Origin of the sequence: Streptomyces sp. TLI_185 (assembly GCF_003814765.1) — a bacterium.
In the GTDB taxonomy this organism is placed as follows: domain Bacteria; phylum Actinomycetota; class Actinomycetes; order Streptomycetales; family Streptomycetaceae; genus Streptomyces.
Map to the genome: position 1 here is coordinate 5,319,805 of NZ_RKRB01000001.1, position 17,241 is coordinate 5,337,045.

The window sequence follows — 17,241 nt, forward strand, 5'->3', positions numbered from 1 at the left end:
GCGGCTTCGGCCGCCGGGCCCTTCGTCATGTCTGCGTCCGAGCGCCCGGCGTCAGGAGGGGTTGCCCGTCGAGACGTCGAGCGTGATCTTGACCTTGTCCGGGTCGACGTCCGAGCCGGCCTCGGGGGTCTGGTCGATCACCGCGCCCTCGCCGTACGTGTTCTCGTTGTAGTCGTTGACCACCAGCGACCAGTTCGCGGCCTTGGCGCACTCCTTGACCGACTCGATGTACTTGAAGCGGAAGTCGGGCACCCGGATCTTGTTCTCGTCGGTGTACGACTCCTGCGGTTCCGTGCACTCCGTCGAGTCGATCACCTTGGTGGTGTCCGGCCCGCGCCAGTCCGCCGCGTGGGTCGTCGTCGCGATCGGGCTGCTGCCGCCGCTGCCCTCGTCGCCTCCGCCTCCTCCGCCACCGCCGCCCCCGTTGAGCGCCAGGGCCGCGATCAGGCCGCCGACGGCGATGATCGAGACGACGATCGTCCCGATGACCACCGACTTGTTGTTCTTGCCGCCGCCCGAGGGCGCGGAGGGCCGCTGCTGGGGCGTGAGGTTGTACGGCGGCGGGGTCTGCGGCTGCGCATACGGCGACGGCGTCCGGTAGCCGCCCTGCTGCGGGTAGCCGTACGCAGGGGAAGGAGGCGGCGTCGGCGCGCTGTACGGATTCGGGTTCGGGGTCGGCGGCTGGGGCGGCTGGTACGGCGTCTGTACGGGGCCCGGGGGTGCCTGGGGCGCCTGGCTGACCGGCGGGAACACCGCGGAGCCGACACCGGAACCGCTCTGGGGGCGGGTGCCGGGCACGATGCTCGGCGGGGCGGCCTGCACGGACGCGGCCACGCGCAGGCACTCGTCGCGCATCGACTCGGAGCTCGGGAAACGCTCGTTCGGGTTCTTCCTCAGTGCGCGGGCAACCAGCGCGTCCACCGCGGGAGGCAGCGCCCGGTTGATCGACGAAGGAGCCACCGGCTCCTCCTGCACATGCGCGTACGCGATCGCCAGCGGCGAGTCCGCCTCGAACGGCAGCCGCCCGGTGACCAGTTGGAACAGCATGATGCCGACCGAGTAGAGATCGGACCGGGCGTCCACGCCCCGCCCCAGCGCCTGCTCCGGCGACAGGTACTGCGGGGTGCCGACGACCATGCCGGTCTGTGTCATCGACGTCACACCGGACTGCATGGCACGCGCAATGCCGAAGTCCATCACCTTGACGACGCCGCGCTTGGTGACCATGACGTTGCCCGGCTTGATGTCCCGGTGGACCAGGCCCATCTCGTGGCTGATCTCCAGCGCCGCGAGAACGTCCGCGGTGATCTTCAGCGCCTTGTCGGCGGGCATCGCGCCGAACTGCCGTACGTCTTCGTCGAGCACCGAGCCCAGCGGGCGGCCCTCGACGTACTCCATGACGATGTACGGCGTGGTCATTCCGTCAAGGCTGTCCTCGCCGGTGTCGAAGACCGAGACGATATTGGTGTGCGTGAGCTTCGCCACGGCCTGGGCCTCGCGGCGGAAGCGCTCGCGGAAGGCCTGCTCGCGGCCGAGTTCGGTGTGCAGCGTCTTGATCGCGACCTGGCGGTCGAGCACGGAGTCGTAGGCCAGGTGCACGGAGGCCATGCCGCCCTCGCCGAGCAGGTCGCGCAGTTGATAGCGGCCGCCGGCGAGCGCCCGCCCCGCATACCGGCCCTGTGCGCCGTCCTGGCTCATGTTCCGCTTCCCCCGTGGGCCTTGAGGCGCCGTTGACTGCCGATGATCCAAAGTGCTATTCCCGGCCAAGTCTGCCCCAGGGCACTGACACGTCAAGCTCGGTGCCCGATCCGTGACCGTACGCGATAGAAGCGTCGCGGGAGCGTTACAGAGGCTGTACGGGCGGTACACAGAACTTGCACGCACTGACGGGGTGACGGTTTGATGGCCGGTCCGTCCTGTGCCGGTTCCGGCCCCCTTCTCGGACCGGCGGCTTGCGTTGAGGCTGTAGCGTGGCCGACGGAGACCGTAACAACACCGCGCGCACCGCGGGCAGAAATGACGGCGAGGACTGATGGCACAGCAGCAGCGCGCCCAGGGCCCGTCCGACCCCGAGGCGACTGGCGGCGGTATGTCAGATGCGCCGGAAATGTGGGGGAACGGCGGATTGGTCGGGGACGGCCGGTACCGGCTGACCCGCAGACTCGGCCGGGGCGGCATGGCGGAGGTTTTCGCCGCGGAGGACGTGCGCCTCGGGCGCACCGTCGCGGTCAAGCTGCTCCGAGCCGACCTCGCCGAGGACCCGGTCTCCAAGGCCCGCTTCACGCGCGAGGCCCAGTCGGTGGCCGGTCTCAACCACCATGCGATCGTCGCCGTGTACGACTCCGGCGAGGACACGGTGCCGGGCGGCTACGGCACCGGGGGCGCCCAGAGCGTCCCGTACATCGTGATGGAGATCGTCGAGGGCCGCACCATCCGCGACCTGCTGATCAACGCCGAGGCGCCCGGTCCCGAGCAGGCCCTGATCATCGTCTCCGGTGTGCTGGAGGCGCTCGCCTACTCGCACCAGCACGGCATCGTGCACCGTGACATCAAGCCGGCGAACGTGATCATCACGCACACCGGCGCGGTGAAGGTGATGGACTTCGGCATCGCCCGTGCCCTGCACGGCGCGCAGTCGACGATGACGCAGACCGGCATGGTCATGGGCACGCCGCAGTACCTCTCCCCGGAGCAGGCGCTCGGCAAGGCCGTCGACCACCGCTCCGACCTGTACGCGACGGGCTGCCTCCTCTACGAACTCCTCGCGCTGCGGCCCCCGTTCACGGGTGAGACCCCGCTGTCGGTGGTCTACCAGCACGTCCAGGACATCCCGACGCCGCCGTCCGAGGTCTCACAGTCCGTGCCGCCGGAGCTCGACGGCCTCGTCATGCGATCGCTCGCGAAGGAGCCGGACGACCGCTTCCAGACCGCCGAGGAAATGCGCGGCCTCGTCCAGTACGGGCTGCAGATGCTCTACGACCAGGGCGGCCACACCGGCACCTGGAACACCGGCCCGGTCGCCGTGCACGAGGGCCGGGCCACCCCGGCCGCGGGCTTCGCGAGCACGACGGTGCTGCCGCACCCCGGCGACTCCTCCGGTACGACGCAGATCCCGCAGCCGATCCTGCCCACCGGCTACGGCGGCGGGGACGACGGCGGCTTCGAGGGGCACGGCAACAAGGGCAGCGGCCGCGGCAAGCTGTGGATCCTCGCCGTCCTCGCGGTGATCGCCATCGCGGCGGGTGTCGCGCTGGCGCTGCACAACACCGGCAACGGCAGCGGCGGCAGCCACACCACGCACTCCCCGACCACCTCGCAGACCAAGGACGACACGGCCACCGAGTCCCCGACCGACGAGCCGACCGACCAGCCGACGGACACGTCCACGGACAACGGCTCCGGCACGAGCTCCGGGTCCGGGAGCTACACGCCGTCGTACACGCCGTCGTACACGCCGTCCAAGACCCCCAGCAGCGAGCCGACCAGCGAGCCGTCGGACCCGGCGACGACCGAGGAGCCGACGGACGACCCGACCCCGTCGGCCCCGCCGACGGGCGACACGTCGGACCCGACGGACGGCGGCGCCGACAACGGCGGCACGACGGGGGTCACCTCGGGCGTCGGCGGCTGACCCGGGCGGAAATCACCTTCACGCGCGCGTGGGGCCCAGCAGGGCCGCACGCGCGCGCTGTTTTTTCGCCCCTTCCCGTGACGTGGGTCACCGGGATAACGTGCCGTTGTTCCGGCCCCCTGCAAGGCTGTGACCAGGAGATGTTCCCGACTTTCGCGATTTACTTGGAAATCCAAGCAAAAACGCAGGTCAGGAGGGGTTTCACAGAAATGTGGAGCACTGGGTAACGTGCTTTTTGCAGGGTGCTCGCCGGGGCACCTGTCACGCCTGTCCCCGACCGGGCCGCACCCACCCTGTGCGTCCGTGGGGGTGCAGGTGAGCCGTACTGGCGCCCGGCGAACCCGGGTAGCCGGACCGACGGAGGAGCACACGTGACCGTGGAGAGCACTGCCCCGCGCAAGCCGCGACGCAGCGCCGGAACCAAGAGCACGGCCGGCAAGACGACCACCGCAAGGAAATCGCCGAGCACGGACCCCGAGCTGGTACAGCTGCTGACGCCCGAGGGCGAGCGCGTGAAGAACGCCGAGTACGACGAGTACGTCGCCGGCATCACCCCCGATGAGCTCCGCGGTCTGTATCGCGACATGGTGCTCACCCGCCGCTTCGACGCCGAGGCCACCTCCCTGCAGCGCCAGGGCGAGCTGGGCCTGTGGGCCTCGCTGCTCGGCCAGGAGGCCGCCCAGATCGGCTCGGGCCGGGCCACCCGTGAGGACGACTACGTCTTCCCGACCTACCGCGAGCACGGCGTCGCCTGGTGCCGCGGGGTCGACCCGGCCAACCTGCTGGGCATGTTCCGCGGCGTGAACAACGGCGGCTGGGACCCCAACAGCAACAACTTCCACCTGTACACGATCGTCATCGGCTCCCAGACGCTGCACGCCACGGGCTATGCGATGGGCATCGCCAAGGACGGCGCGGACAGCGCGGTCATCGCCTACTTCGGTGACGGCGCCTCCAGCCAGGGCGACGTGGCCGAGTCCTTCACCTTCTCCGCGGTCTACAACGCCCCCGTGGTGTTCTTCTGCCAGAACAACCAGTGGGCGATCTCCGAGCCGACCGAGAAGCAGACCCGCGTCCCGCTCTACCAGCGTGCGCAGGGCTACGGCTTCCCCGGCGTCCGGGTCGACGGCAACGACGTACTGGCCTGCCTCGCGGTGACGAAGTGGGCCCTGGAGCGCGCCCGCCGCGGTGAGGGCCCCACCCTCGTCGAGGCGTACACGTACCGCATGGGCGCCCACACCACCTCCGACGACCCGACGAAGTACCGGGCCGACGAGGAGCGCGAGGCCTGGGAGGCGAAGGACCCGATCCTGCGGCTTCGCCGGTACCTGGAGGCTTCAAACCACACGGACGACGGATTCTTCGCGGAACTCGAGGCCGAGAGCGAGGCGTTGGGCAAACGAGTGCGTGAGGCGGTCCGCGCCATGCCGGACCCGGACCACTTCGCCATCTTCGAGAACGTGTACGCGGACGGGCATGCGCTCGTCGACGAGGAGCGAGCCCAGTTCGCCGCCTACCAGGCGTCGTTCGCGGATGAAGGGGGCCAGTGACATGGCAGAGGCTGTGACGTTCAAGAACATGGCTCTCGCCAAGGCGATCAACGAGTCGCTGCGCCGCGCCCTGGAATCCGACCCCAAGGTCCTGATCATGGGCGAGGACGTCGGCAAGCTCGGCGGTGTCTTCCGTGTGACCGACGGCCTGCAGAAGGACTTCGGCGAGAGCCGGGTCATCGACACCCCGCTCGCCGAGTCCGGCATCGTGGGCACCGCCATCGGACTCGCGCTCCGCGGCTACCGCCCGGTCGTGGAGATCCAGTTCGACGGCTTCGTCTTCCCCGCGTACGACCAGATCGTCACGCAGCTAGCGAAGATGCACGCGCGCTCGCTGGGCAAGGTCAAGCTCCCGGTCGTCGTCCGCATCCCCTACGGCGGCGGCATCGGCGCGGTGGAGCACCACTCCGAGTCCCCCGAGGCGCTCTTCGCGCATGTGGCGGGCCTGAAGGTGGTCAGCCCCTCCAATGCGTCGGACGCCTACTGGATGATGCAGCAGGCCATCCAGAGCGACGACCCGGTGATCTTCTTCGAGCCCAAGCGGCGCTACTGGGACAAGGCCGAGGTCAACACCGAAGCCATCCCCGGGCCGCTGCACAAGGCCCAGGTGGTCCGTGAGGGCACGGACCTGACCCTCGTTGCCTACGGTCCGATGGTGAAGCTCTGCCAGGAGGTCGCCGCCGCGGCCGCCGAGGAGGGCAAGTCCCTCGAGGTCCTGGACCTGCGCTCGGTGTCCCCGTTGGACTTCGACTCGATCCAGGCGTCGGTGGAGAAGACGCGCCGCCTGGTCGTCGTCCACGAGGCGCCGGTGTTCCTCGGCTCGGGCGCGGAGATCGCCGCCCGCATCACGGAGCGCTGCTTCTACCACCTGGAGGCACCGGTCCTCAGGGTCGGCGGCTACCACGCCCCGTACCCGCCGGCCCGCCTGGAGGAGGAGTACCTGCCGGGCCTGGACCGGGTGCTCGACGCCGTCGACCGCGCCCTGGCGTACTGAGGAGAGGGTCGTGACGACGATGACGGAAGCGTCCGTACGCGAGTTCAAGATGCCGGACGTCGGCGAGGGCCTGACCGAGGCCGAGATCCTCAAGTGGTACGTCCAGCCCGGCGACCAGGTCACCGACGGCCAGGTGGTGTGCGAGGTCGAGACCGCCAAGGCGGCGGTGGAGCTGCCCATCCCGTACGACGGGGTGGTCCGCGACCTGCACTTCCCCGAGGGCTCCACGGTGGACGTGGGCACGCCGATCATCGCGGTGGACGTGTCGGGCGGGGCCGCGGCTCCCGCCCCGGCGCAGACCGCTGCTCCTGCTGCACCCGTCGAGGAGAAGAAGCCGGAGGGGTCCGGCCGCCAGCCGGTGCTGGTGGGCTACGGCGTCGCCGTGTCCTCCACCAAGCGCCGCCCGCGCAAGGGCCCCGAGGTCGTGATCTCCGAGGCCTCGACGGCGGTCCAGAAGGAGCTCAACGGGCACGGGCCGGTAGCCGTGGCCGGTGCGGCGGGCACGGCCGGGAAGCCGCGTCCCCTCGCCAAGCCGCCGGTGCGCAAGCTGGCCAAGGACCTGGGTGTCGATCTCGCGACCGTGGTCCCGTCCGGACCGGACGGCATCATCACCCGCGAGGACGTCCACGCGGCGGTGGCACCCCCGGCGGCAGCCCCCGCCACCGCGGCCGCCCCGGCCGTCTCCGCGCCCGCGGCGCCGGTTCCGGCGTACGACACGGCCCGTGAGACCCGTGTGCCGGTCAAGGGCGTGCGCAAGGCGACGGCGGCGGCGATGGTGGGCTCGGCGTTCACGGCGCCGCATGTCACGGAGTTCGTGACGATCGACGTGACCCGCACGATGAAGCTGGTCGAGGAGCTCAAGCAGGACAAGGACCTGCAGGGGCTGCGCGTCAACCCGCTGCTCCTGATCGCCAAGGCCCTCCTGGTCGCCATCAAGCGCAACCCGGAGATCAACGCGTCCTGGGACGAGGCGAACCAGGAGATCGTGCTCAAGCACTACGTCAACCTGGGCATCGCCGCGGCCACCCCGCGCGGCCTGATCGTCCCGAACATCAAGGACGCCCACGACAAGACGCTCCCGCAGCTGGCCGAGGCCCTCGGCGAGCTGGTGTCGACGGCGAGGGAGGGCAAGACCTCCCCGGCGGCCATGCAGGGCGGCACGGTGACCATCACCAACGTCGGCGTCTTCGGCGTCGACACGGGAACGCCCATCCTCAACCCCGGCGAATCCGCGATCCTCGCGATCGGCGCGATCAAGCTCCAGCCATGGGTCCACAAGGGCAAGGTGAAGCCGCGCCAGGTCACGACGCTGGCCCTGAGCTTCGATCACCGCCTGGTGGACGGGGAGTTGGGCTCGAGGGTGCTGGCCGACGTGGCGGCGATTCTGGAGCAGCCGAAGAAGCTGATCACCTGGGCCTAGCAGGCACAGCCGTCAGGAGCCGCGCACCCGTCCCGGGTGCGCGGCTCCTTCGGTCACAGCGGTCGACGGCACAGCAGCGTGGCGATCCGTGCTTTCCTGCCCTCCTCGGGCTCCTGGAACACCCGTGCCGTGACGACCAGCCCGGCCCGCTCCAGGAGTTCCACGAGCAGTTCCGGCGGGAGCCGATGGGACTCGTACGAGACCGGATGGCCGCCGTAGGCCGGCGCCGGCCGGACACGCTCGCCGGCGCCCACATAACCGGCCAGCATGAGCAGGCCGCCGGGCCTGAGGGTCCGTTGGAACTCGCCGTAGACGAGCGGGAGCAGTTCCGGCGGGGTGTGGTGGGTGGAGTAGTAGGCGAGGATGCCGGCGAGAGAGGCGTCCTCGATGTCCAGTGCCGTCATCGAGCCCACCGTGAAGGTCAGGCCGGGATGGGTCTGGCGGGCGAGTTCGATCATCCGCGGGGACAGGTCGACGCCGAAGGCGGACAGCCCCAGTTCGGCGAGGTGCGCCGTCACGAGACCCGGGCCGCAACCCAGGTCCGCGACGGGGCCGCCCCCGCTCTCCCGCACGGATTCCGCGAACGCGGTCAGCAACGCGCGTGACAGCGGGTCCAGTTGGCCGGGTCGCTTGACCTGCTTCAGGTAGTCGGCGGCGACGGTGTCGTACGACTCCCGGACTGCGGTGAGGTAGGAGGGCTCGGTCACCCCGGTGACCTTAGACGAGGCGAAGGGCCCCTCGCCGACGGCGAGGGGCCCTTCCTGTTCCTGCCCTGATCCGGGGTCAGCCGAGCCGCGCGAACCCGTAGGTCATGAGCTTCTTCGCGTCCGCCTCGCGCTGCGGGATGGACGTGGAGGAGAGGACGGTGCCGATGACCGTCTTGCCGCCCCGGGTGGCGGCGAAGACGAGGCAGTAACCCGCCTCGGGGCCGGAGCCGGTCTTCACGCCGATGGTGCCGCTGTAGCTGCTGAGGAGCCCGTTGGTGTTGGTCCACGGGTTCATCGTGCGGATGCTGCCCGTCTTGGTGACGGTCTTCGCGGTGTACGACTTCGTCTTCACGACCGTGCGGAACGTGGAGTTCTTCATCGCACTGCTGGCGATCTTCGTCAGGTCGCGCGGCGTCGAGTAGTTGTTGCCGTTGCCGATGCCGTCGAACGAGTCGAAGTGCGTGTTCGTCAGGTGCAGGTCCGACGCGGCCTTGTTCATCTTGCCGATGAACGACTTCACACGCGCGGCACGCGTCGTGCCCGAGCCGTAGGTGTCGGCGAGCGCGTACGCGGCGTCGCAGCCGGACGGCAGCATCAGCCCGTACAGCAGCTGACGGACGGTGACCTTGTCGCCGACGATCAGGTGGGCCTGGGAGGCGTTGTTGGCGACGACGTAATCGCTGTACGCCTTCTGGATCGTGACCTTCTTGTCCAGGTTCAGGTTCGACTGTGCGAGCACGACCTTCGCGGTCATGATCTTCGTGGTGGAGCCCGTCGAACGCTTGGTGTCCGCCGCCTTGGTGTACAGCGTCGACCCGTTCGCGTTGTTCATGACGTAGCCGCCCTTGGCCACGATCGAGGGCGTGGTGACGGCCTGCGCGGGTGCCGCGACGAAGGCCCCGGCCGCGAGAACGGCGCCGGCGGTGACACTGACCGCGGCGGCGCGGCGGAGGCGGCTGCCCTTGGTGCCGGTGATGGCGGTAATCAACTGAAATACCCCGATTACGTTGAAAGCCCCTGATATGCGGCCGAGTTGGATGCGAAGCGAATGGGGCCGCACGTGTGAGACACGTAAATAGCACAGTTGGTTGCACTGTTGCTGTGTGGGGTTGCCGTGACGGGTGATTCGTCCGCATGTCGAGCGCTCGTATCCCTGTACACCCGTCCGGATGCTGGACCGGGTCCCTCATGCGTACGTGTTGTATCTATGCTGTTCGCATGAGCAGCCCGGGGACCCTGACCGCCAAGCAACCGCCCGCCGCCGACCGCGTCTACACCCACGTCAAGCAGGGCGTCCTGGAGCGCCGCTACGAGGGCGGGACCCTCCTCACCGAGGGCGAACTCGCCGAGGCCGTAGGGGTGTCCCGCACGCCGGTGCGCGAGGCGCTGCTGCGGCTGGAGGTCGAAGGGCTGATCAAGCTCTACCCGAAGAAGGGAGCCCTGGTCCTGCCCGTGTCCGCTCAGGAGATCGCGGACGTGGTGGAGACCCGGCTGCTGGTCGAGGAGCATGCGGCGCGCAAGGCCGTGCCCCCGCCCGCCGGGCTCGTGGAGCGGCTGGAGGAACTGCTGGCGAAGCAGAAGGCGCAGGCCGCCGCGGGTGACCTCGCCGGGGCCGCCGTCACCGACCGCTGCTTCCACGCCGAGATCGTCCGCAGCGGGGGCAACGAGATCCTCTCCCGGCTCTACGACCAGCTCCGCGACCGCCAGCTGCGGATGGGCGTCGCCGTACTGCACTCCCACCCGGACCGGATCGCCAAGACCCTCGCCGAGCACGAGGAGATCCTTCAGGCGCTGCGCTCGGGGGACGCGGAGGAGGCGGTCGGGGTCGTGCACCGGCACGTCAGCTGGTTCTCGCACCTGGCGCGCGGTGAGGTCCGATGAGGTCGTCGTCCGCCATGACCACACTGCCGGGTGACCCTCCGGGCGGCCGGCGCGCGATGGCCGTCTGGGGCATCGGCGTCTCCGTCTACTTCGTCGCCGTCATCTTCCGTACCTCCCTCGGGGTGGCCGGCCTCGACGCCGCCGACCGCTTCCACGTGAACGCCTCGGCGCTGTCGACCTTCTCGATCCTGCAGCTGCTCGTCTACGCCGGCATGCAGATACCCGTCGGCCTGCTGGTGGACCGGCTCGGCACCAGGAAGGTGCTGACCATCGGGGTCGTGCTCTTCACGGCCGGCCAGCTCGGGTTCGCGTTCTCACCCTCGTACGGCATGGCCCTCGCCTCCCGTGCGCTGCTCGGCTGCGGGGACGCGATGACGTTCATCAGCGTGCTGCGGCTGGGCACCCGCTGGTTCCCGGCGCGGCGCGGGCCGCTCGTTGCGCAGTTCGCGGGGCTGGCCGGCATGGCGGGCAACCTGGTCTCCACGCTGGTGCTGGCCCGGCTGCTGCACGGTGTCGGCTGGACGGCAGCCTTCGCGGGCAGCGCGCTCGCCGGAGTCGTCGTCCTCGTCCTGCTTCTGCTGTTCCTGAAGGACCACCCCGAGGGGTACGAGCCGGAGCCGTTCCCGCACCAGGGCGCGGCGTACGTGCGGCGGCAGATCGCGGCCTCCTGGCGGGAGCCGGGGACGCGGCTCGGGCTGTGGGTGCACTTCACGACCCAGTTCCCGGCGATGGTGTTCCTGTTGCTGTGGGGGCTGCCGTTCCTGGTGCAGGCGCAGGGCCTGTCCCGGGCCACGGCCGGTGAACTCCTCACCCTGGTCGTCCTGTCGAACATGGTCGTGGGGCTCGTCTACGGCCAGATCATCGCCCGGCACCACGCGGCGCGGCTGCCGCTGGCACTCGGCACCGTGGCGGCGACGGCGGTGGTGTGGGCGGCGACGCTGGCCTACCCGGCCGACCGGGCGCCGATGTGGATGCTGATCGTGCTGTGCACGGTGCTCGGCTCGTGCGGTCCGGCGTCGATGATCGGCTTCGACTTCGCGCGGCCGGCCAACCCGGCGGAGCGGCAGGGGACGGCTTCCGGGATCACCAACATGGGCGGCTTCGTCGCCTCGATGACGACGCTGTTCGCGATCGGGGTGCTGCTGGACGCCACCGGCGACAACTACACCGTCGCGTTCTCCGCGGTGTTCGTGCTCCAGGCCGTCGGGGTCGGCCAGATCCTGCGGCTGCGCAAGCGGGTCGCCCGGCGGGAGCGGGAGCGGCTGGTGGCGAGCCGCGTGGAGACGGTGCACGTACCCGCGTGAAGCGGGCGGTTCACCGCGACGGACGTTCACAGCCGAGGTGTTGCTCTGTCATGGGCGTGTGACAGCGGTGTCGTGAAGCGAGGACGGACGTGACCCGAGGGACCGGCGGCCCCTCATAGTCGGCGAGTGCATCGAACGCCTCGAACGCAGTCCTCGCTCCCGAAGGGAACCTCCTGATGAACCGCCACCTGCGCAAGACCGCCCTCGTCACCGCCGCGATCACGGCCGGCTTGCTGATGACGGCTTGTCAGAACGGTTCCACGAGCAACGGCAGCTCCCCGCACACCTCCGCGTCCACGACGGCCAAGTCGCAGGGGACGTCGAAGACCTCCGGTACGTCCCAGCACTCCGGCTCCTCGGGCACCTCCGCCCGGAACGCGTCGAAGTCCCAGCAGGGCGTGAACGCGACGATCACCGGGGGCACGGTCAGCTACCTCGCCCCGGGCAAGTACCTCGTGTCCGCGCCCGGAAAGACCGACCAGGCCTTCTTCGTCGCCGACGACACCCAGGTCCACGGCGCCGGCACGATCTGCGGCGGCTCGCGCTGCACCCTGGACCAGCTGGAGACGGCCACCAGGAAGGCAGCCGTCCCCGCCGACGTGACGATCCGGAAGGGCGTCGCCACCGTCGTGCGCGAGCGTGCCGCCGCCAACACCGGCTCCGGCACCGGCACGAAGGGCGTCAACGGCACCTGGCTCGGCCAGGTCTCCTACCTCGCGCCGGGCAAGTTCACGGTCTCCGGCCCGAAGGGCACCGAGCAGGCCTTCTTCGTCGCCGACGACACCGTCGTGAAGGGCTACGGCACGATCTGCGGCAGCTCCGCGTCCCCGTCCACCTGCACGCTCGACCAGCTCGAGGCCGCGGCGAAGAAGGGTCTCGACGCCAAGGTCGTCATCGCGAACGGCATCGCGACCTCGGTCACCGAGGACCACTGACGACGGTTGACCCCGAGTCCTACTGCGTCACCGTGAAGTTCCGCAGGATCGCCCCCGTCAGCGCCGGGTCCCCCTCCGCCTTCACCCGGTCCGCGACCCCCTCCGGGGTCACCCGGCCGCAGGCCAGGCGTACGTACGTCTCCCAGTCCAGGGTGAGGGTGGCGGCGGGGCCGAGGGCGGGGGCGGTCTCGAGGGTGCCGCGGCCCTGGATGTCGACGCGGATGGTGCGCAGGAACTCGACCGGGCCGTGCACGTCGAAGACGATCGCGGAACTGCGCGGCGCGTCCGCCTTCTCGGCCACGACCCCGGGCAGCTCGGCGAGAAGCACGTCACGGGCGATGTGCGCGCCGGGGGAGTCGAGATTGCCGGGGCGGCCCAGGGCCGCGCGGAGGTCCTGTTCGTGCACCCACACGTTGAAGGCGTGGGCGCGCATGGATTCTTCGAGGGGGAGCTCGGTGCCGAGGGGGCCGCGCACCTTGGTGCCCGGGTCGCGCGACTCGTTCCGCAGCTGCCGGTTGCGGCGGATGATCACGTACTCCAGCTCGGACGTCATCTCCGGCGCCGTGTGGTGACGGCGGACGTCGACCTGCATCTCCATGTAGCGCTGGTGGTCGTTGGTGACGTGGAAGAGGTCGCGCGGCAGCGTGTGGATGGGGCGCGGGTCGCCGAGCATCTCGCAGTCCAGGCCGATGACATGGGAGACGACGTCACGGACCGACCACCCCGGGCACGGCGTCCGCCGGTTCCACTCTCCCTCCACAAGCGGCCCCACCAGCTCGGATATCGCTTCGATCGAATGGGTCCAGGCGTCGGCGTAGGGCTGGAGGGTGGGATGCAGACTCACGGAACGGGACCCCTCGGCGGTCGGTACACGGGCGGTTGGTGGCAGCGTTGCCAGCGGGAGGTGGCTGCACTCGGCGCGGTCTTGAAACTCCCCCAGTTCTCGACTGCGCTCGAACCGGGGGGACCCCCAAGTTACGCTGCTGTGAGGCACCCCGGCAGTGCTTTCGTGTGACGATCGTAGGCCCGTGTGGACGGCTCGAATGTCAGGACGGTGGTAGTGTGCGCGCTTCTCTCATCCAGATCGCCGTAGACGAGGGCGAATCGGTCGAATCGCGTCGGCAGCGGGTGGCCGCTCTGGTCCAGGAGCAGGCCGGGGCCGATCTGGTCGTGCTGCCCGAGCTGTGGACGACCGGAGCCTTCGCCTACGAGGAGTTCGGCACCGAGGCCGAGCCGCTCGAAGGACCGACGTACGAGGCGATGGCGAAGGCCGCGAGCGACGCGGGTGTGTGGCTGCACGCGGGCTCGATTCCGGAGCGAGACCCTGAGGGACCGCTCTACAACACCTCTCTCGTCTTCTCCCCCTCCGGTGATCTGGCCGCCGCGTACCGCAAGATCCACCGCTTCGGCTTCGACAAGGGCGAGGCCGTGCTGATGGGCGCGGGCCGGGAACTGGTGACGGTCCGGCTGCCCGAGACGACCGTGGGCGTCGCCACCTGCTACGACCTCCGTTTCCCCGAGCTCTTCCGCGGTCTCGTCGACGCCGGCGCCGAGACCCTGGTCGTCCCGGCGGGCTGGCCGGAGCGCCGCCGGGCGCACTGGACGCTGCTGGCCCAGGCGCGGGCGGTCGAGAACCAGGCGTTCGTGCTTGCCTGTGGAACGGCCGGGACCCATGCGGGAGTTCCGCAGGCGGGTCACTCGATCGTGGTGGATCCGTGGGGCGAGGTCCTCGCGGAGGCCGGGGCGGACGAGGAGATCCTCACCGTGGAGTTCGATCCGGCGAAGGTCGCGACGACCCGTGAGCAGTTCCCGGCGCTGAAGGACCGGGTCCTCTAGCCCCAGGCGGCTGCGGGGGTTCAGTCGTCCTCCCGTTCCTTCTCCGCCAGGTGGATCACGCACACCGTCACCGCGACGAGCAGTGCGGGATCCGCGTCCTCCCGTACGACGTCGACGCCGTAGGTCTCCCGGATGTGCAGCCAGCGGCGGGAGATCACGGCGAGGAGTTCACCGTCGTACTCGACGGCGAACTCGCGGTCGAGGATCTTGCCGCTGACGTCCAGTTCCGTGCCGTCGACCATGGAGACGCGGTAGTGGTGGCGCAGCAGGGACAGGCGTTTGCGTTTGATGCGGGCCAGGGCTTCGCCGTCCCGTTCGATCACCATGGTGTCGCGCAGGGCGAACATCTTCTGGTGGATGTCGATCAGGACGCGCCCCTGGGTGTCCTTCAGCTCGAAGGTGTCCCTGAGGCGCATGGCCTTGCCGTCGACGAGGAACACCTTGTTGCCGTGCTCGTCCTCGATCCAGTAGTCGTCACCGATGCCGAGGAGCCGGTCGCGTACGAGGAATCTCATACCGTCACCGCTTCCCCGGCGGCCGGTCCGAAACGCCGCCGGTAGGCCGACGGGCTGAGTCCCGTCTCGCGCCGCACGAGCGCGCGCAGGTTGGCCGCGGTCCCGAGGCCGCTCCTGGCGGCCACCACGTCCAGCCGCTCCTCCCCCCGCTCGATCAGGCGGCAGGCGAGCGCCACCCGCTCCCCCGTGAGCCACGCCAGCGGCGTCGTACCGAGTTCGGCCCGGAAGCGGCGGTGGAGCGTGGCGGGGGAGACGGCCGCGCGGGCCGCCAGGTCCGCCACCGTCAGCGGCTCCCCCAGCCGCTCCTGTGCCCACGCCAGCAGCGGGCCGAGCGACTCGTCGGGCACCTTGGGCACCGGCCGCTCCACGAACTGCCGCTGTCCGCCGTCCCGGTGGGCGGCGAACACCAGCCGCCGTGACACGGCGTTGGCGATCTCGGCGCCGTGGTCCCTGCGGACGACGTGCAGGCCGAGGTCGAGCGCGGCCGCGCTGCCGGCCGCGGTCAGGATTCCGCCCTCGTCGACGAAGAGGACGTCCGGCTCCAGGCGGACCTGCGGGTGCAGCTTCCGGAAGACGTCGGCCCACATCCAGTGCGTGGTGGCCCTGCGGCCGTCCAGGAGCCCGGCCTCGGCGAGCGCGAAGCTGCCGGTGCACAGGCTCATGATGCGGGCGCCACGCGCGTGCGTGCGGCGGATCGCGTCGAGTACGGCGGCACCCCGCGGTACGACGTTGTCGGGGCGGCCGGGCACGACGAGAGTGTCCGCGTCGTCCACGGCGTCCAGGCCGGGCACCCCGGTCAGCGTGAAGAAGCCGTGGTTCATGCGCACCTCGGGGGTGGGCGTGCACAGCGTCACCTCGTAGAGCGGGCCGGGGAGCCCGAGTTCGGGCCGCGGAAGCCCGAAGAGCTCGGTGGCGACGCCGACTTCGAAGGGGTTGGTACCCGCGTCGACGATCACGGCGACCCGGTGGGGACGGCGGTGCGAGGATCCTTGCGGCATATGCGATTTCTAGCACTCGTGCAACCGTCGGGCCACCGCCGACGATGACGTGCATGAGCAGCGAACCCATCTCCCTGGACCAGGCCCTCGCCTCCTTCACCGAGCAGTGGAGCCCGCGCATCGTCACGACCGTCAACGACTACGACGTGCGCGTGGCGAAGGTCGAGGGCGAACACGTGTGGCACGTCCACGACCACACCGACGAGTTCTTCCTGGTCCTGGAGGGCGAACTCCGCATCTCCCTGCGCGAGCCGGCCGGCGAGCGCACGGTGACGCTCCCCAAGGGCTCGGTCTTCACCGTCCCGCGCGGCACCGAACACAAGCCGCACGCGCGCGTGCCCGCCGAGATCCTGGTCCTCGAACCCACCGGCACTCTCTCGGTGGGCGACCGGCACGACGAGGTCCCCGCGCATGTGGACGCGACGACCGGCCACGCCCTGAGCTGACCGGAGCCCGTAATCGACCGGGCCAACGGGTGTCCCGGAGTTGAACTTCCCGTGCCCGTACGGAAGTTGACCAACCAACGTGAGGGGCCCCGAGTCGGACGTTGCGTAAGTCGCACCGCTGCGCACGTTCCTCCCGGAGGTTTCCCATGCACGCTCGTACCGTCCGCCGCCGCCTGACACGTGCCGTCCCGGCGGTGACGCTGGCCTTCGGCGCGGCCCTGGCCGTACCGCTCACGCCGGCCGGCACCGCCTCCGCCGCGACGACGCAGGCCACCGCCGCGGTCAACCAGTCCGACTGGCAGCTCACCTACAAGGCCTCCCCCGGCCAGACCAACAAGGCCGCCGTCACCGCCTCGCTCACCGCGGACCGCACGGGCATCACCTACGTCATCGACGACGTGGTCCCGGTCAGCGCGGGCCACGACTGCGCGTACCCCTCGGCCGCGGACCACACGAAGGTCTCCTGCACGGTCACGTTCGTGGACAGCCAGGACCCGTACCCGGGGCTGGTCATCGATCTCGGCGACCGGGGCGACACGCTCGCGTACGCCAACGCCACCGACCAGATCTACACGTACGCGGAGATCTCGCTGGGCGCCGGCAACGACAGGGCGACCGACTCCGGCCGCCTCGACGGCGCCTACGTCTCGGGCGACGCGGGCAACGACACCGTCACCGTGGGCGCGGAGGGCCTCGCCTGGGGCGGCGACGGCAACGACACCATCACCGCGAGCGGCGGCGACAACATCGTGCAGGGCGGCAAGGGCGACGACACGCTGCACGGCGGCAACGGGGCCCAGTACCTGTCCGGCGACGACGGCAATGACACGATCACCGGCGGAGCCGGCGCCGACACCCTGTACGGCGGCAAGGGCAACGACGTCCTGTACGGCAACAGCGGCAACGACAAGATGTACGGCAACAGCGGGAACGACAGGCTGTACGGCGGGCCGGGCAGCGACACGCTCTCCGGCGGCCCCGGTACGGATGTGATCCGCCAGGGCTGACGGCCGACGGGGACGTG

General features: G+C 70.2%; 16 protein-coding genes. 10 read left to right on the plus strand and 6 right to left on the minus strand.

Going from position 1 to position 17,241, the window contains the following annotated elements; genetic code table 11:
- Nucleotides 1–51 precede the first annotated feature (51 nt).
- Entirely contained in the window at nucleotides 52–1,698 is a 1,647-nt protein-coding gene (locus tag EDD92_RS24495; protein ID WP_123966277.1) for a protein kinase domain-containing protein, read from the minus strand.
- Between the two features lie 334 nt (nucleotides 1,699–2,032).
- Here EDD92_RS24495 and EDD92_RS24500 point away from each other — a divergent pair, with 334 nt between their 5' ends.
- The 4 genes from EDD92_RS24500 (at nucleotide 2,033) to EDD92_RS24515 (ending at nucleotide 7,595) form a co-directional block, all read left to right on the plus strand.
- Nucleotides 2,033–3,631: a protein kinase domain-containing protein gene (locus EDD92_RS24500; protein ID WP_123966278.1), complete on the plus strand. Its 1,599-nt coding sequence runs from the start codon at nucleotides 2,033–2,035 to the stop codon at nucleotides 3,629–3,631.
- A 371-nt stretch (nucleotides 3,632–4,002) separates the two neighbouring features.
- Nucleotides 4,003–5,181 (plus strand): pyruvate dehydrogenase (acetyl-transferring) E1 component subunit alpha, encoded by a 1,179-nt coding sequence (gene pdhA, locus EDD92_RS24505; protein WP_123966279.1) that lies wholly within the window; start codon nucleotides 4,003–4,005, stop codon nucleotides 5,179–5,181.
- A gap of 1 nt (nucleotide 5,182) precedes the next feature.
- Complete coding sequence (locus EDD92_RS24510; protein ID WP_123966280.1) at nucleotides 5,183–6,175, plus strand: alpha-ketoacid dehydrogenase subunit beta; 993 nt, start codon at nucleotides 5,183–5,185, stop codon at nucleotides 6,173–6,175.
- Nucleotides 6,176–6,185: 10 nt separating this feature from the next.
- A complete protein-coding gene (locus EDD92_RS24515) occupies nucleotides 6,186–7,595 on the plus strand; it encodes a dihydrolipoamide acetyltransferase family protein (protein WP_123966281.1) in 1,410 nt (469 codons plus the stop codon).
- A 53-nt stretch (nucleotides 7,596–7,648) separates the two neighbouring features.
- Here the strand turns inward: EDD92_RS24515 and EDD92_RS24520 are convergent, their stop codons facing one another.
- Complete coding sequence (locus EDD92_RS24520) at nucleotides 7,649–8,302, minus strand: class I SAM-dependent methyltransferase (RefSeq protein WP_123966282.1); 654 nt, start codon at nucleotides 8,300–8,302, stop codon at nucleotides 7,649–7,651.
- A gap of 76 nt (nucleotides 8,303–8,378) precedes the next feature.
- Complete coding sequence (locus EDD92_RS24525) at nucleotides 8,379–9,290, minus strand: D-alanyl-D-alanine carboxypeptidase family protein (protein ID WP_123966283.1); 912 nt, start codon at nucleotides 9,288–9,290, stop codon at nucleotides 8,379–8,381.
- Between the two features lie 230 nt (nucleotides 9,291–9,520).
- Here EDD92_RS24525 and EDD92_RS24530 point away from each other — a divergent pair, with 230 nt between their 5' ends.
- The 3 genes from EDD92_RS24530 (at nucleotide 9,521) to EDD92_RS24540 (ending at nucleotide 12,422) form a co-directional block, all read left to right on the plus strand.
- A complete protein-coding gene (locus EDD92_RS24530) occupies nucleotides 9,521–10,183 on the plus strand; it encodes a GntR family transcriptional regulator (RefSeq protein ID WP_123966284.1) in 663 nt (220 codons plus the stop codon).
- Nucleotides 10,184–10,197: 14 nt separating this feature from the next.
- Nucleotides 10,198–11,487, plus strand: coding sequence for a nitrate/nitrite transporter (locus EDD92_RS24535; protein ID WP_185124114.1), 1,290 nt, complete (start codon nucleotides 10,198–10,200; stop codon nucleotides 11,485–11,487).
- Nucleotides 11,488–11,663: 176 nt separating this feature from the next.
- On the plus strand, nucleotides 11,664–12,422 hold the full coding sequence (locus EDD92_RS24540; protein ID WP_123966286.1) for a hypothetical protein: 759 nt from the start codon (nucleotides 11,664–11,666) through the stop codon (nucleotides 12,420–12,422).
- 19 nt (nucleotides 12,423–12,441) lie between these two features.
- Here EDD92_RS24540 and EDD92_RS24545 read toward each other — a convergent pair whose 3' ends face one another.
- Nucleotides 12,442–13,266, minus strand: a complete 825-nt coding sequence (locus tag EDD92_RS24545; RefSeq protein WP_123966287.1) for a maleylpyruvate isomerase family mycothiol-dependent enzyme — start codon at nucleotides 13,264–13,266, stop codon at nucleotides 12,442–12,444.
- Between the two features lie 218 nt (nucleotides 13,267–13,484).
- Here EDD92_RS24545 and EDD92_RS24550 point away from each other — a divergent pair, with 218 nt between their 5' ends.
- The gene (locus tag EDD92_RS24550; RefSeq protein WP_123966288.1) at nucleotides 13,485–14,258 is read left to right on the plus strand and encodes a carbon-nitrogen family hydrolase; all 774 of its coding nucleotides are present in this window, start codon (nucleotides 13,485–13,487) and stop codon (nucleotides 14,256–14,258) included.
- Between the two features lie 20 nt (nucleotides 14,259–14,278).
- Here EDD92_RS24550 and EDD92_RS24555 read toward each other — a convergent pair whose 3' ends face one another.
- Both EDD92_RS24555 and EDD92_RS24560 read right to left on the minus strand, forming a co-directional pair.
- A complete protein-coding gene (locus EDD92_RS24555; protein ID WP_123966289.1) occupies nucleotides 14,279–14,773 on the minus strand; it encodes an LURP-one-related/scramblase family protein in 495 nt (164 codons plus the stop codon).
- The gene (locus tag EDD92_RS24560; RefSeq protein WP_123966290.1) at nucleotides 14,770–15,771 is read right to left on the minus strand and encodes a GlxA family transcriptional regulator; all 1,002 of its coding nucleotides are present in this window, start codon (nucleotides 15,769–15,771) and stop codon (nucleotides 14,770–14,772) included. Before EDD92_RS24560 ends, EDD92_RS24555 begins: the two co-directional genes overlap by 4 nt.
- Nucleotides 15,772–15,824: 53 nt before the next feature.
- On the opposite strand from EDD92_RS24560, the gene EDD92_RS24565 reads away from it, so the two are divergent.
- Together EDD92_RS24565 and EDD92_RS24570 are read left to right on the plus strand one after the other, a co-directional pair.
- Nucleotides 15,825–16,217: a cupin domain-containing protein gene (locus tag EDD92_RS24565; RefSeq protein WP_123966291.1), complete on the plus strand. Its 393-nt coding sequence runs from the start codon at nucleotides 15,825–15,827 to the stop codon at nucleotides 16,215–16,217.
- A gap of 146 nt (nucleotides 16,218–16,363) precedes the next feature.
- Nucleotides 16,364–17,224 (plus strand): calcium-binding protein, encoded by an 861-nt coding sequence (locus EDD92_RS24570; RefSeq protein WP_123966292.1) that lies wholly within the window; start codon nucleotides 16,364–16,366, stop codon nucleotides 17,222–17,224.
- Nucleotides 17,225–17,241 lie beyond the last annotated feature (17 nt).

Coding starts and splice junctions, on each gene's coding strand:
- EDD92_RS24560 (WP_123966290.1), bottom strand. CDS start 15,771: ATGCCGCAAGGATCCTCGCACCGCCGTCCCCACCGGGTCGCCGTGATC.
- EDD92_RS24555 (WP_123966289.1), bottom strand. CDS start 14,773: ATGAGATTCCTCGTACGCGACCGGCTCCTCGGCATCGGTGACGACTAC.
- EDD92_RS24570 (WP_123966292.1), top strand. CDS start 16,364: ATGCACGCTCGTACCGTCCGCCGCCGCCTGACACGTGCCGTCCCGGCG.
- EDD92_RS24530 (WP_123966284.1), top strand. CDS start 9,521: ATGAGCAGCCCGGGGACCCTGACCGCCAAGCAACCGCCCGCCGCCGAC.
- EDD92_RS24540 (WP_123966286.1), top strand. CDS start 11,664: ATGAACCGCCACCTGCGCAAGACCGCCCTCGTCACCGCCGCGATCACG.
- EDD92_RS24510 (WP_123966280.1), top strand. CDS start 5,183: ATGGCAGAGGCTGTGACGTTCAAGAACATGGCTCTCGCCAAGGCGATC.
- EDD92_RS24535 (WP_185124114.1), top strand. CDS start 10,198: ATGACCACACTGCCGGGTGACCCTCCGGGCGGCCGGCGCGCGATGGCC.
- EDD92_RS24495 (WP_123966277.1), bottom strand. CDS start 1,698: ATGAGCCAGGACGGCGCACAGGGCCGGTATGCGGGGCGGGCGCTCGCC.
- EDD92_RS24565 (WP_123966291.1), top strand. CDS start 15,825: ATGAGCAGCGAACCCATCTCCCTGGACCAGGCCCTCGCCTCCTTCACC.
- EDD92_RS24500 (WP_123966278.1), top strand. CDS start 2,033: ATGGCACAGCAGCAGCGCGCCCAGGGCCCGTCCGACCCCGAGGCGACT.